Origin of the sequence: Streptomyces sp. NEAU-sy36 (assembly GCF_013423905.1) — a bacterium.
Classification (GTDB): Bacteria; Actinomycetota; Actinomycetes; order Streptomycetales; family Streptomycetaceae; genus Streptomyces; species Streptomyces misionensis.
Genome location: NZ_CP058977.1, coordinates 1046041 through 1059109 on the forward strand (window position 1 = coordinate 1046041; position 13069 = coordinate 1059109).

Below are 13069 nucleotides of genomic sequence, written 5' to 3' on the forward strand. Positions count from 1 at the left end.
TCTTGCGCCACGTCTACGCGTGCCCGATGCGCTGGTCCGACATGGACGCCTACGGCCATGTCAACAACGCGGTCTTCGTCCGCTACCTGGAAGAGGCCCGGATCAACTTCCTGTTCCGTCCGGACAAGGAGTTCCAGCAGGGCTCCGTGGTGGCGCGCCATGAGATCGACTACAAGCGCCAGCTCGTCCACCGGCACCACCCGGTGGACATCGAGTTGTGGGTCGCCGAGATCCGCGCCGCGTCCTTCACCATCGCCTACGAGGTGAAGGACGAGGACGTGGTGTACGTGCGGGCCTCGACCGTCGTCGTGCCGTTCGACTTCGAGGCCCAGCGGCCGCGCCGGATCACCCCTGAGGAGCGCGAGTTCCTCCGGCAGTACACGGAGCCGGCCGAGACCGAAGAGGGCGAGGCCGTCGCCGCATGACGGAGCTGCACCTCGTGGACGAGACGGAGGCGGCGGACCTCGCCGCCTTCCTCTCCCGGCTGCTGCACTACGACCGCGGTGCCGCGGTGCGCCTCCAGGCGGCGGGCACCGCGCTCGCCGTCTTCGGCCGGCCGCCGTCCTTCGAGGTGCTTGCGGTGCGCGCGGTGCGGCTGGCGAAGCCGTACGAGGACGGGCTCGACGCCACCCTCGACGTGACCGTCTCCGCCGGTGAGCTGCTGGAGTCGGTGGACGAGCGGGCGGCCACCGCCGTCGTGCCGGGCGCGGTCACCGGGCCTCCGTGGGCCGGTGTGCTGCCGCCGCGCGGCGGCTGGCGGGCCGAGCCCGGGCTGCCGGCGCCGGACGCGCTGCGGGCGACCGTGGCCGCGGCGGTCGGTGAATTCCGGTCCCGTACCGAGGAGTTGGCGCCCGAGCGGCGTACCCGTACGGAGCTGGACCGGATCGGCCGGGACATCTGGTCCCGGGAGATAGGGCACACCCGGCTGCCCGTGCGGGCCGTGCACGCGGCCCAGTCGCTGGGCTTCCTGCGGCCGGGCGCGGAGGCTGCCGACACCGGGCTGCTGTCCTCGGGGACGTGGCTGCGGCTGCGCACCCCCTACGGGTCGGTCGCGGTGCGGCGGGCGGGGGCGCTCGGCGCGCTCGCGGTCAGCGTCAACGCCACCGGCTGAGGCACCGGCACCCGGGCGGAACAACCGTCCCGTCCGGGGACTTTTCCACGGCCGTCTTCCCGCGGTCCCTCCTACGCCTCCCTGCGGTCCCTCCCGCGGTCCCTCCTACGGCTCCGCGCTGTCGTCCGGCCGTACGGCGATGTGGTCGGACTCCAGTTCCAGGGCCACCCGGTCGCGCATGTCCAGGGCGCGGACGTAGTCGGCGGGCAGCTGGAGCCGGCCCGCGCGGTCGAGCATCGCGTATTCGCGGGCGACGACCGTCTCCCTGCCGGTGCCGGCGTCCACCTCGCTGCGGCGCAGCACCTCGGTGGAGGTGCGGCCGTCCCGGATGGCCACCGTGCGGCGCACCTCGCTCGCCACCGCCTGGTCGTGGGTGACGATCACGATCGTGGTCCCGAGGGTCTCGTTGGCCGTGCGGAAAGCCTCGAAGATCTCGGCGGCGGTGTGGGAGTCGAGTTCGCCGGTGGGTTCGTCGGCGAGCAGCACGGCGGGGTCGTTGGCGAGGGCCACGGCGATGGCGACGCGCTGCTGCTGACCGCCGGACATCTCGTGCGGGCGGCGGTCGCGGCAGTCGGCCACGCGCAGCAACTCCAGCAGTTCCAGGGCGCGTCGGGCGTGGGCGCGGCGGGCGGTGCGGCGCGCGCGGCCCGCGAGCCGGAGGGGCAGGGCGGTGTTCTGGGCGGCGGTGAGATAGGGCAGGAGGTTGCGGGAGGTCTGCTGCCAGACGAAGCCGACGGTCTCGCGGCGGTAGGACAGCCGGTCGGCGGCGCTCATGGTGAGCAGGTCGCGGCCGGCCACGCGGGCGGCGCCCGCGGTGGGGGTGTCCAGGCCCGCGAGGATGTTCATCAGGGTGGACTTGCCGCTGCCGGAGGCGCCGACGAGGGCCATGAGTTCGCCCTCGCGGACGAGGAGGTCCAGGCCCTGGAGGGCCTGCACCTCGATGCCGTCGGTGGAGAAGATCCGGACCAGGCGGTCACAGGTGATCATGCCGGCCGGAGGGGTCGCTGCGGTGGTGGTCATCGGGTCTCCTGCGGGAACGGTGCGCCGGGCCGTGGCGGGCCGGGGGCGGTCGCGGCCGGCGGGGTCATCGGTCGTCGCCCGCCCTCAGTTCCGTCACCGCGCCCCGGCGCACCGCCCACCAGGCCTGCGCCGCGGCGATCCCGGTCGTCGTGACGAGGAGCAGCACGGCCGGGACGGTCAGGGACCAGGCGTCGGGATGCGGCCGGGCCGCCACGGCCTGGGTGTCGGGCAGGGCGACGGCGGTGAGGTCGAGGGCCGGGGAGAGGAGGCGGGTGGCGGCCCAGCCGGTCAGGGCGCCCGCCGCGGCGGCGAGGGCGGACTGCGGAAGGGACTCCAGGACCAGCAGGCGGCGGCCCTCGGCGCGGGACAGGCCCATCGTGCGCAACCGGGCCAGCAGCGCGGCCCGTTCGGGGGCGGCCCGCAGCAGGGACAGGAGCAGCGCGAGGACGGCGAAGCCCGCGCCCGCGGCCACCGCGGCCGTGTAGACGTCTTGTGCGCCGGACTGGAGCGGGGACCTGGCGTAGCGGGCGCGTTCGCCGGCGCGCAGCTGGACGGTGGCCGAGGCGCCGGCGGCACGCCGTAGCGCGGAGGCGGTCAGGCCGTCGCCCGTCAGGAACAGGGCGGTCGGGCGGTCGGCGGGGGCGGTGAGTCCCGCGCGGTCCACGACCAGGAAGTCCCCGACGGGCAGGGCCGGGGTGGCGTCCCGGACCAGGGTGATCCGCACGGTGACCGAACCGCCGTCCTGGAGACGGACGATGAAGGGGTGCCGGGTGCCGTACCGCGCGGCGACGGAGGAGGAGGCGAGGGCGGGAAGCGTGCCGCCCGCCGGCCTCAACTCCGGGGCGCTGAAGGAGCCCAGGCCCGTGTGGGTCGCCAACCGGGCGTAGGACGCGGGGTCCACGCTGACCAACGAAACCGAGTCCCGGCCGTCCATCGGCTTGGCCTGGTAGTCGATGCCGACCGGGGCGACGGACCGTACCCCCGGCACGGCCCGCACCCGGGCCGCGGCGGTGGTCGGCAGCGGCGCGTCCCAGGCCACGCGGGCGTCGGCGCCGACGGCGAGCAGCGCCGCGCGGTCGCGGGCCGCGGCCACGCCCGCCAGCACCGAGCCGCCGAACGCGGCCGTGGTGAGCGCGGTGAGCAGGGCGAGCAGGGGCAGCACCGCCGAGGACCGGCCGCGGCTCGCGCGGGCCAGCGCGAGGGGGACCACCGCGCCGCGCAGCCGCCCGGCCGGGGCGGTGAGGCGGCGCAGCAGGAACGGAGTCAGGCGCAGCAGGGTCAGGGCGGCGACGACACCGATCAGCACGGGCGCCAGGGCCACCAGCTGGTCGCCGGTCGCGCCGCGCCGGCGCAGCGCCTCGACCGCGCCGGCCGCCAGGACCAGCACCGTCAGCTCCGCGATGGTGCGGCGACGGGAGGGCCGCACGGTCGCCAGGTCCGCGCGGGGGACGGACGACCGTACCGTGCGGTGGGCCCAGGCGGCGCGCAGCGGGAGCGCGGCGCAGGCGGTGAGGGTGACGGCGCCCGCGGCGGCGAGCGCGTACCCGGTGCGGCCGGCCGGGACCGCGAGCAGGGCCGCCAGCAGGCCGAGCGCCCCCGCCGGTACGGCGATCACCGCGGTCTCGGCCAGCAGCCGCCCGGCGAGCGCGGGCAGCGCGGCGCCGCGGGCGCGCAGCAGGGCGAGTTCGGCGCGCCGCCGGTCGGCGGCCAGGGCCCCGGCCATGAGCAGTACGACGGCGACGACGGTGGCGGCGCCCGCGCCGGCGATGGACACCAGCGGGGCGATGCCGGACCGCAGCCGGTCGAAGGAGACGAGGGTGTCGTCCAGCTGGGTGGTGACGCCGGTGCCGTCGTCGGCGGTGGCGGCGCGGGCGCGGCGCAGGCCGGGTCCGGACTCCAGCGCGGCCACGGCCGACTTCAGGGCGCCGAGGTCGTGGGCGCGCAGGGCGCCGGGGTCGGGCGCGAGGAACCAGTAGCGGACCGGGTCCGCGTCCGTGCCCAGCAGCGCGGGCGCGGCGCCCTGGGGGAGCAGCAGGCCGCCGAGCCAGTACCGGGGCGGGTCCGCGCCGGGGGTGGGGACGGTCATCAGGGCCGGGGTGCGCAGCCGCGGGACGGTCGACCAGTAGGCGCCGCCGGGGTCGCGCGGCAGGAGGATGCCGGTGACGCGGGCCCGCAGCGGCGGCCGGCCCGGCGCGGGGACGTGGATGACCGAACCCGCCTTGATGTGCAGGCGGTCGGCGGTGGCGGCGGTCACGGCGGCCTCCACCTCGGCGGTGGCCGCGTCCACCGGGCGGTCGGCGCGCGGCAGCCGGCCGGTGCGCACGCGGGCGTGCTCGGCCAGGCCGCTCGGCGCGTACAGGGCGACCCGCGCGGGCAGTCCGCTCGGGCGGGGCAGCCAGGGGTCGGGCACCGGCAGCTCCTTCCGGGCGGCGACGCCGTACATGGACTGGGCGCGGTCGATCGCCAGCGGGGCGTCGGGAGCGGTGCGGAGCCTGGCGTACTGCCGTTCCAGCGCGGCGGGGCGCAGCGCGGCGGACCGGCGGGCGGCGGGCAGCCCCGGGTCCGGCTGGGGCGCCGTCACCTGCACGGTGGTGCGGTCGGGGCCAGCCTGGGCGAACGCCCGGCGCAGGCCCGCGTCCTCGTACCGGTCGACCGCGCGCGGACCGGCGCCCGCCAGGCACGCGGCCAGCGCGACCAGCAGCGCGAGCGCCCCGGCGGCCCCGGGCGCGACCCGCAGCCGTGTCCGCACCCAGGGAGCGACGACCTGCCGTGCGGAGCGGCTCATCTCACTCACCTCCCGGGGCGCGCAGCGTCCGGGCCAGGTCCGGCCGGCGGCGGACGGCGGGCAGCGCGGTGAGGGCAAGCGGGAGCGCGGCGACGGCGAGGAGCAGCAACGCCACCCGTCCCGGCGGGAGTTGGACCAGCAGGGGCGGTGCGGGGCGGGTGGCGTCCGAGGTGAGGGTGATCAGCGGGAGGAGCGTGCGGGCCAGTGCGGTGCCCAGGGCCAGGCCCACCGCGAGGGCCAGGGCCACCAGCACCGCCTGTTCGGCGGCGGTCGCCCGGGTGAGCCGGCGGCGGGGCGCCCCGAGCGCGCGCAGGACGGCGGACTCGGCGTCCCGGGCCCGTATGGCGGCCGCCGCGCCCACCGCGAAGCCCACCGCCGCGAGCGCCGCCGCCACCACGGCCGACGCCGCGAACGCGGCCGTGGGACCGGCGCCGAAGGGGTCGTCGCGCAGCCGGTCGGCGATCTCGTCGCGCACCGTCACCTGGCCGGGATCGACGTCCGGCAACGCCCGTACCTCGGCGGCCACCCGGGCCGCCGTGCCGGGGGCGGTGGCCAGCCACCACTCGGTGGGCGGGGCGGCGTCGCCGTACCGCGTCCCGAGCAGCAGGTTCAGGGCGCGCAGGTCGAGGAGGACGGCGCCGCCGTCGTCCTCGGTGGTGGTGGGCAGCGCCCGGACCGCCCGGACGATCCGCACCGGCACCGGGTGGCCCCCGACCGTCAGGTCGACGCGCTGGCCCGGGCGGGCGTCGGCCGAGGCCAGATAGCGGTCGGTGGCGACGGCCGGTACGGCGGCGGGCGCGGGCTGCGGCACCTGGAGCCGCACCGTGACGGAGGCGACCTGCCACAGGTCGGCGGCCGGGAGGTAGCCGGTGCCGTAGGCGAAGGTCAGGGGGCGGGCGCCGGTCAGCCGGGGCCGGGTGGGGCTGGTGGTGGCGTTCGGCACGGCGTCGCCCCCGGCCTCCGCGGCGGTGCGCCAGCGGGCGGGCAGGGCCAGCGGGCGTCTTGTCCCGGCCGTGTTCGTCGCCGTCAGCCCGGTGAGGGTGAGCCGGTGCCGGGCGGGCGCCGCCGGCTGGACCATCTCCAGCTGGAGACCGGTCAGGGTGAGCGCGCCGCGGGCCGCGCGCACGTCGAGGACCAGGGGGTGCGGCCGGCCGTCGGCGGGCAGCTGCCCGAACGGCATCCGGTACGACACCCCGTACCCGTCGGTCAGCGTCGCCGTCACATCGGTGACCAGTCCGGGGCCGGCCGAGCTGGTCAGGGTCGCCGCGAGCCGCAGCCGGGCGGTGCCTGCGGGCACCCGGGTTCCGGCCGGTGAGCCCGTGGCGGCCAGCCCGGCCAGCAGCGGCCGTACCGGCACGTCGGCGAGGTCCGGGCGCATCAGCACCGCGTCCGCCGCCCGCCGGGTGTCCAGGGCCAGCACGGTCGCCGTACGGTCCCCGGACAGCGGCTGGTCGGCGCGGACGGCGGGGGCCGCCGCGCGCACGTGCGGCAGCCGCGCGTACCCGTCCGTGCTGCCGAGGCCGCCCGCCCCGGCCCCCGTCACCCGCACCGGCACGCCCGCGCGGAAGTCGGCCTGGTCGGCCTGCGAACGGTGCCAGGACGCGGCCTGCCCGAGCGCGAGCATGCCGAGCGCCACGGCGAGCACGAGCAGCAGCACCGGCCCGGCGCCGCGCGCGGTGCGCCGGCTGAACTGCCAGCCCGCCAGCGCCAGTGGCAGCCCCCGCCCGCGCGCCGCCCAGCGCTCCGCCAGCCGGGCCACCGGCGGCAGCAGCCGCAGCGTCAGCACCGTCCCGGCGAGCAGCGCCAGCGCGGGCGCCGCCACCAGCAGGGGATCGACGCCGAGCGTCCCCGACCGGTCCGCGACCACACCGCCGGAGCCCTGGCGCGCCAGCTCCCCGTAGGCCACGGCCGCCACGGCGAGCAGCCCGAGGTCGGCCCCGGAGCGGCGCAGGGCCGTGCGCCGGCCGCCGCGGCGGTCCTGCGGCCGCCTGCCGCGACGGCCCGTCCCGGCGCATCCGATCGCGAGCGCGCAGGCCGCCGCCACCGCGACGGCGACGAACCGGACCTGCGGACCGCCCGCGAGCGGCAGGGTGAGCCGCAGGTCCAGGCGGGACAGCGGACCGTGGGCGGCCAGCACCCTGGTCAGCGGGGCGGCGAGGAAGGGGGCGGCCAGGGCGGCGGGCAGGACCAGCAGGCCGGCCTCCGCGGCGGCCAGGGCGGCGAGGCGGGCGCGGGAGGCGCCCCGGGCACGCAACAGGCGGGTCTCGGCGGCCCGTTCGGTGCCCAGCAGCCGGGCCACCAGCAGCAGCGCGTACCCGGCGAGCAGCACCAGCTGGAGCGCGGCGATCAGCAGCGTGGAGCGGGCGGCCAGCAGCGAGCGCTCCAGCCGGTCCAGCACCTCCGGCAGCCCGGTCTGCGCCATCGTGGCCCCGTGCAGTTCCGGGCGGGCACGCAGCCGGGCGCTGCCTTCGCGTGCCGCCGTGCGCAGCCGCCCGATCCGTCCCGTCGTCGTCCGGCCGAAGTCCGCCGAGGCCAGCCACGCCGTCGGACCGGCGCTGACCCGGCCGCCGGCGAGCACCGAGGGGTCGGCGAGCAGCGGACCGTACGTCGTGAAGCCCGACTCCTTCACCCCGCGGCCGAGCAGGTCGTCGAGCCGCCAGTACGGCGCCGACACCGACGCCGGCCGGTACAGCCCGCTGATCCGCACCCACAGCGCCGGGCCGCCCAGCCGGTCCGCCAGGGTGAGCCGGTCGCCGACGCGCAGCCGCAGCGCGCGGGCGGCGGTCTGCGGGAGGGCGACCTCGACGGTGTCGCGGGTCGCGCGCGGGAAGCGGCCCGCGGACAGCCGCAGCCGGGAGCGGTCCAGGGCGGCGAGGTAGGTGAGGTCCGGGTCGCCGGAGCGGTCCGCGGGCGGCCGCAGCGCGGCGGGCAGCGCGTACGGGCCCGAGCGGCGCAGCGTCCGTACCGTCACGGGCAGTCCGTCGAAGGTCCGCCGGGCCTCCGTGCGCACCGCGCGGTCGGCGGCGGCCCGCTGGCCCGGCGGCACCTCCGCCTTGACGATCAGCGCGGCGTCGGCCGCGGTGCCCGGGTCGGCCAGCGCGTGCCGCAGCGCCGCGTCCCCGATCGCCCCCGCGTAGGCGGTGAGCGTCGTCAGGACCGCGGTGGTCAGCACCACGGTGAGCAGCGCGGCGCCCAGCAGCAGCCGGTGCGCACGCGCGCGTGCCAAGACGAACCCCGTCATCCGGCCCCCGTCGTCCGGACGTGCTGCCTGGCGCTTCCAGGACTTCGGGCGATGGTGGCAGAACGGACCGGCACCGGGTAAGCGGTCGTCGACCGGTCTATACCGGATCGTGACCGGATTCCGGCGCCGGGCGACCGGAATCCGACGTTCAGCGCGGGCCGGTCAGCCCGGGGTGTTGACCATCGAGGCGGCCGCGTACGTCAGGTAGTTCCACAGGGTCCGCTCGTGCTCCTCGGACAGGCCCAGTTCGTCCACCGCCACCCGCATGTGCCGCAGCCAGGCGTCGTGTGCCGCCCGGTCCACCGCGAAGGGGGCGTGCCGCATCCGCAGCCGGGGGTGGCCCCGGCGCTCGCCGTAGGTGGTCGGGCCGCCCCAGTACTGCATGAGGAAGAGGGTGAGCCGCTCCTCGGCGGGACCCAGGTCCTCCTCCGGGTACATCGCCCGCAGCTCCGGGTCCTCGGCGACCCCCTGGTAGAAACGGTGGACGAGCCGGCGGAAGGTGTCCTCCCCGCCGACCTGCTCGTAGAAGGTCTGCTCCTGAAGCGTGCCGCGCCGAATCTCATTCACCCGTCCATCGTCTCAGACGCGGCGGACGAGGACCCGGGGCTTACGACCACCGGCCGGGGACCACGGGACCTAGGGTGGTCGTATGGCAGGTGCCGACGACACCGAGGGGCTCGCCGTCGCCGCGCGGGCCGCGCTGGTGCGGGAGATCGAGGCCGACGGCGCCTTCGCGCGGGACCCGCGGTGGCGGGAGGCGTTCGCCGAGGTGCCCCGGCACCTGTTCGTGCCGTACTACTACGTGGCCGGGCCGCGCGGCTACGAACGCCGCTGGGGCGAGAGTCCCGACCCGCAGGACCGGGAGCGCTGGGTGCGCGGCGCCTACGCGGACGTACCGCTGGCCACCCGGCTGCGCGACGGCGAGCTGCTGTCCTCCAGCAGCCAGCCCTCCCTGATGGCGCGGATGCTGGTCGCGCTGCGGGTGGCGGACGGGGACCGGGTGCTCGAAGTGGGCGCGGGCACCGGCTACAACGCGGCCCTGCTCGCCCACCGGCTCGGCGACGACGGCCTCGTCACCACCGTCGACCTGGAGCCGGAGATCACCGAGTCGGCGCGCCGGCACCTGGCCGCCGCCGGGTACCACCCGGCGGTCGTCACCGGGGACGGGGCGCGCGGGGTGCCCGAGCGCGCCCCCTTCGACCGGATCATCGCCACCTGCGCGCTGCCCACGGTGCCGCGCGCCTGGCTCGCCCAGTGCCGCCCCGGTGCGCGGATCGTGGTCCCGCTGGCCACCGGACTGCTCGCGCTGACCGTGCGGGACGCGCGGCACGCGCAGGGCCGTTTCCTTTCCACGGCCGCCTACTTCGTGCCGTTGCGCGGGCAGGGCGGGGCCGAGCCGGAGGGCGTCCCGCTCGCGGGGCTGCCGCGGCGGGCCCGCGAACAGGACTCGTTCCACTTCCTGCTGGCGCTGACCCGCGGCGCCCTCGATCCTTCAGGCGCCTGGGCGCTGTGGGAGCGCGAGGGCGAACCGGAGCGCGACCGGTACGGCGTCACGGTCGCCGGCGAGCAGGTCCGGGCCTGGCTGGACGACCCGGAGGGGCCGTACGCCTGGCCCCTCCCGTGACCACCGGCCGCGGGCTCAGCTCCGGCGGACGGTGATCGTCGTCCAGGCGCCCACGTGCACCCGGTCGCCGTCCCGCAGCGGGACCGGCACGAACGGCCGGATCGGCTCCTCCGACATGTTGACCGTGGTGCCGTTGGTCGAGTTCTGGTCGACCACCGCCCAGCTGCCGTCCGGCTGCTGCACCAGCATCGCGTGCTGGTGTGAGACGCCGGGGTCCTCCGGCGGCACCGCGAGGTCGATGTCCGGGGTGTCGCCGGTGGAGTGCCGGCGGCGCCCGATCGTCACCTGGTCACCGGTGAGGGTGCGCTGCTGCTCGGGGGAGTAGGCGGGCAGGTTCAGGCCCGTGGCCTCGGGGCCCGAGCGCTGCATCATCGCCATGAAGTACTCGCGGTCCGGGCCGATGGTCGCCGTCCAGGTGCCCTGGCCCGGCGCGTCCGGGAACGCGGGGCCGGCGGGGGCCTTCTGGAAGCCGGGGCCGGCGGGGGCCTGGGCACTGCCGGGCTGCGGGTAGCCGTAGCCGCCGCCCTGGCCCGGTGCCGAGGGGCCGGTGGCGGAGGGCGGGGAGATCACCCAGTCGTCCGCGCCGCCGCCGAAGGAGGGACCGGAGCCGGGGCCGCCGGGGCCGCCGGCCGGGGGACGGCCGGTCTCCCGCGGGAAGGCGGGCGGCGCGGGCGGTCCGGACGGCGAGAACGCCTGCGGAGCACCACCGGGACCGCCGGGACCCCCCTGGCCGCCGGGGCCGGCGGGCGGGGTCGGGCCGGGCGGCGGCGGGACGGGACGGGACGGGTCGGTGCCGAAGGGGGTGGGGACGGCGGGGCCGCCCGGTCCCTGGCCGGGGCCGTTGCCGAAACCGCCGGGGCCCTGCCCCGGGCCGCGGTCGCCGCCGAAGCCGGGCGGGGTCTGGTTGGCGCCGGGCTGGGGGTAGCCGTAGCCGCCGCCCTGGCCCTGGCTGCCGGGACCCTGGCCGGGTCCCTGGCCGGGGACGGAGGGGCCACCGGCCGGGCCGCCCGCGCCCGGGCCCTGGCCCGGACGGTTGAAGGCGGGCGGGGCCTGGGTGCGGCCGGGCTGCGGGTAGCCGTAACCACCGCTCTGGTCCTGGCCGCCGGGGCCCTGGCCCTGGTCCCGGCCCGGACGGTCGAAGCTCGGCGGGGTCTGGTTGGCGCCGGGCTGGGGGTAGCCGTAGCCGCCGCCCTGGCCCTGGCTACCGGGACCCTGGCCGGGGACCGAGGGGCCACCGGCCGGGCCGCCGCGGTCGCCACCGAAGGGGTCGGGCCTGGACGGACCGCCCTGGCCGCCCCCGAACGGGGACGGACGGCCCTCGTTGCCGAAGGCGGGCGGGGCCGGCGGGCCGGGGTTGGCCGGCGGGGCCGGCGGGGTGCCGCGGTCGAACGGGGTCGGCCCCGACGGCTCGCTGCCGAACGACGGGATCGGCTCGGCCGGCCGGTTCACCTGCGAGGGCCGCGAGCCCTGGTACTCGAACCCGTCACCGCTGCCGTACGTCGAACTCGGCGGCTGGAAGCGGGGCGCCGAGGGCGTCGAGGGGGTGGAGGGGCGCGGGGCCGCCGGGGTGTACGAGGTGGCCGTGTTGGTCAGGAAGTTCCACCGGCACTCCTCGCAGAACGGCGCGCCGCCCTCGCGGGGGGTACGGCACTGCGGGCACAGCTCCGGCTCGCCGCCCGACGCGGCGGGCGGCCGGGCACCGGCCGGGCCGCCCTGCGGGGGCGGGAAGCCGTAGCCGCCGGGCGGCGGGGGCGGCGGGGGCGGAGGTACGGCACCGGCCATGCGGTGACCGCAGACCTCGCACCAGTCGTCGGAACCCGACTGGTGTCCGTTCGGGCAGGTCGGCATGTCGGGGCTTCCCCTTCGTCTCAGGGCTGGGCTGGCTCGCCTGGTGTCGCTTCCAGGGTCACTTCTTTACACGAACAGTTTTTGTGGACCGGGTCTCCAGAGTCATCTCGTCAGCCTCCGCGACCCTCGTCTTCAACCGCACAGTACCTGTCGCGGCGTCGACCACGTCCACCACCTTCGCAAGCAGTTTCGCAGTATCCGCGTTCCCGGAGGCGCTCGCCAGCTGAACGGCCCGTCCCAGTTTGGCCGTTGCTCCATCGAAATCGCCCACTTTGCGGAGATCAAGCCCCTGCTTGATGACTTGCGCCAGTTCGGCCTGCCCGGTGTAGTGGGCGACTTGGGGGCTGAGCGCGGTGGAGGCCGTCATGTCGTCGGTCCACACGGCCCGTACGAGACCCTGCGCACCGAGGTTCTGTGCCGTTCCGTCCGGCCCGGGCACCACCAGCGAGACGCGGGCGGCCAGCATCTCCCGGCCGAGGCCGGCCGGCGGGACCTCCACGCACAGGTGGTAGTCGCGGGACTCGTCGCCCCAGGAACCGGTGGGGTAGTCCCCCGCGCGGGGTCCGGCCTCGACGCGTCTGCCGGTCAAGTCCTCCACGGCGGGCGCGACTTGCTTGACGAAGCGGATGGCCGTGCCGACCGGCGTCCACACCCGCAGGGCGACGTCGGCGACCTCCTTGTCCATCGCCGTCTCCATCATCCGCGTGAAGTCCGCGGCCAGACCGGCCGGATCGGCGACGATGTCGGCGGTGCCGAGGAGCGCCGAGGCGATGCCTGTGACTTCTTTCACTTCCCAGTCGGTGCCCACGCCCCGCGCGTCACAGGTGAACCGTCCGGCGCAGGCGTCCAGGGCGGCCCGCAGATCGTCCGGCGACTCGTGCTCGTTGCGGCCGTCGGTGAGCAGGATGCCGTGCCGCAGGGTGACGTCCGCCGAGGCCAGCAGCCGGTCGGCGAGCCGCAGCCAGGTGCCGATGGCGGTACCGCCGCCCGCGCTCAGCCGGCGCAGCGCCCGCTTGGCCTCCTCCCGGGTGGCCGGACCGGCGACGGCGAGCCGGCCGCCGCCCGGGTAGACCTCGGTGGCCACATGGGTGCCGCCGATCACCGCGAAGTGCGTGCCGTCGCGCAGGGTGTCGACGGCGGCGGCCGTGGCGTCCCTGGCGTGGCGCATCTTGGTCGGCGGATAGTCCATGGAGCCCGAGCAGTCGACCATGACCGCCACCGCGGCGGACGGCCGCCGTCCGGGAGCGGCGGCCCCCGGGCCCTTGCCGATCGTGCCCCCGCCGGTCGCCGTCACCGTGACGATGGCGTTGACCTCGCGGCCGCCCTCGGGCAGGTACTCGTTCTGGTACACGTCCACCGAGAACCGCGGCACATCAGGTTTCGCGAAGTTGGCCATACAGACTCGAATCCCCCTCGACCGCCCCGCTCGCGCCGGGCGAT

9 protein-coding genes are annotated in these 13069 nt (G+C 77.3%); 3 read left to right on the plus strand and 6 right to left on the minus strand.

Annotated features, from left to right (window positions below; all coding sequences use genetic code 11):
* Nucleotides 1-2 precede the first annotated feature (2 nt).
* Entirely contained in the window at nucleotides 3-425 is a 423-nt protein-coding gene (locus tag HZZ00_RS04725; protein ID WP_180331027.1) for a thioesterase family protein, read from the plus strand.
* Nucleotides 422-1111, plus strand: a complete 690-nt coding sequence (locus HZZ00_RS04730; RefSeq protein ID WP_180331028.1) for a hypothetical protein — start codon at nucleotides 422-424, stop codon at nucleotides 1109-1111. Before HZZ00_RS04725 ends, HZZ00_RS04730 begins: the two co-directional genes overlap by 4 nt.
* 105 nt (nucleotides 1112-1216) lie before the next feature.
* Here HZZ00_RS04730 and HZZ00_RS04735 read toward each other — a convergent pair whose 3' ends face one another.
* From HZZ00_RS04735 to HZZ00_RS04750, 4 genes are all read right to left on the minus strand, one after another.
* Complete coding sequence (locus HZZ00_RS04735) at nucleotides 1217-2131, minus strand: ABC transporter ATP-binding protein (RefSeq protein ID WP_180331029.1); 915 nt, start codon at nucleotides 2129-2131, stop codon at nucleotides 1217-1219.
* Between the two features lie 64 nt (nucleotides 2132-2195).
* Nucleotides 2196-4916 (minus strand): FtsX-like permease family protein, encoded by a 2721-nt coding sequence (locus HZZ00_RS04740; protein ID WP_180331030.1) that lies wholly within the window; start codon nucleotides 4914-4916, stop codon nucleotides 2196-2198.
* Between the two features lies 1 nt (nucleotide 4917).
* Nucleotides 4918-8157, minus strand: a complete 3240-nt coding sequence (locus HZZ00_RS04745; protein ID WP_180331031.1) for an FtsX-like permease family protein — start codon at nucleotides 8155-8157, stop codon at nucleotides 4918-4920.
* Nucleotides 8158-8319: 162 nt separating this feature from the next.
* On the minus strand, nucleotides 8320-8724 hold the full coding sequence (locus HZZ00_RS04750; RefSeq protein WP_180331032.1) for a globin: 405 nt from the start codon (nucleotides 8722-8724) through the stop codon (nucleotides 8320-8322).
* An 82-nt stretch (nucleotides 8725-8806) separates the two neighbouring features.
* On the opposite strand from HZZ00_RS04750, the gene HZZ00_RS04755 reads away from it, so the two are divergent.
* Nucleotides 8807-9781 (plus strand): methyltransferase domain-containing protein, encoded by a 975-nt coding sequence (locus HZZ00_RS04755; RefSeq protein ID WP_180331033.1) that lies wholly within the window; start codon nucleotides 8807-8809, stop codon nucleotides 9779-9781.
* Nucleotides 9782-9796: 15 nt separating this feature from the next.
* On the opposite strand, the gene HZZ00_RS04760 is transcribed toward HZZ00_RS04755, so the two are convergent.
* Together HZZ00_RS04760 and HZZ00_RS04765 are read right to left on the minus strand one after the other, a co-directional pair.
* Nucleotides 9797-11629, minus strand: a complete 1833-nt coding sequence (locus HZZ00_RS04760) for an FHA domain-containing protein (RefSeq protein WP_180331034.1) — start codon at nucleotides 11627-11629, stop codon at nucleotides 9797-9799.
* Between the two features lie 58 nt (nucleotides 11630-11687).
* Complete coding sequence (locus HZZ00_RS04765) at nucleotides 11688-13025, minus strand: VWA domain-containing protein (RefSeq protein ID WP_180331035.1); 1338 nt, start codon at nucleotides 13023-13025, stop codon at nucleotides 11688-11690.
* Nucleotides 13026-13069 lie beyond the last annotated feature (44 nt).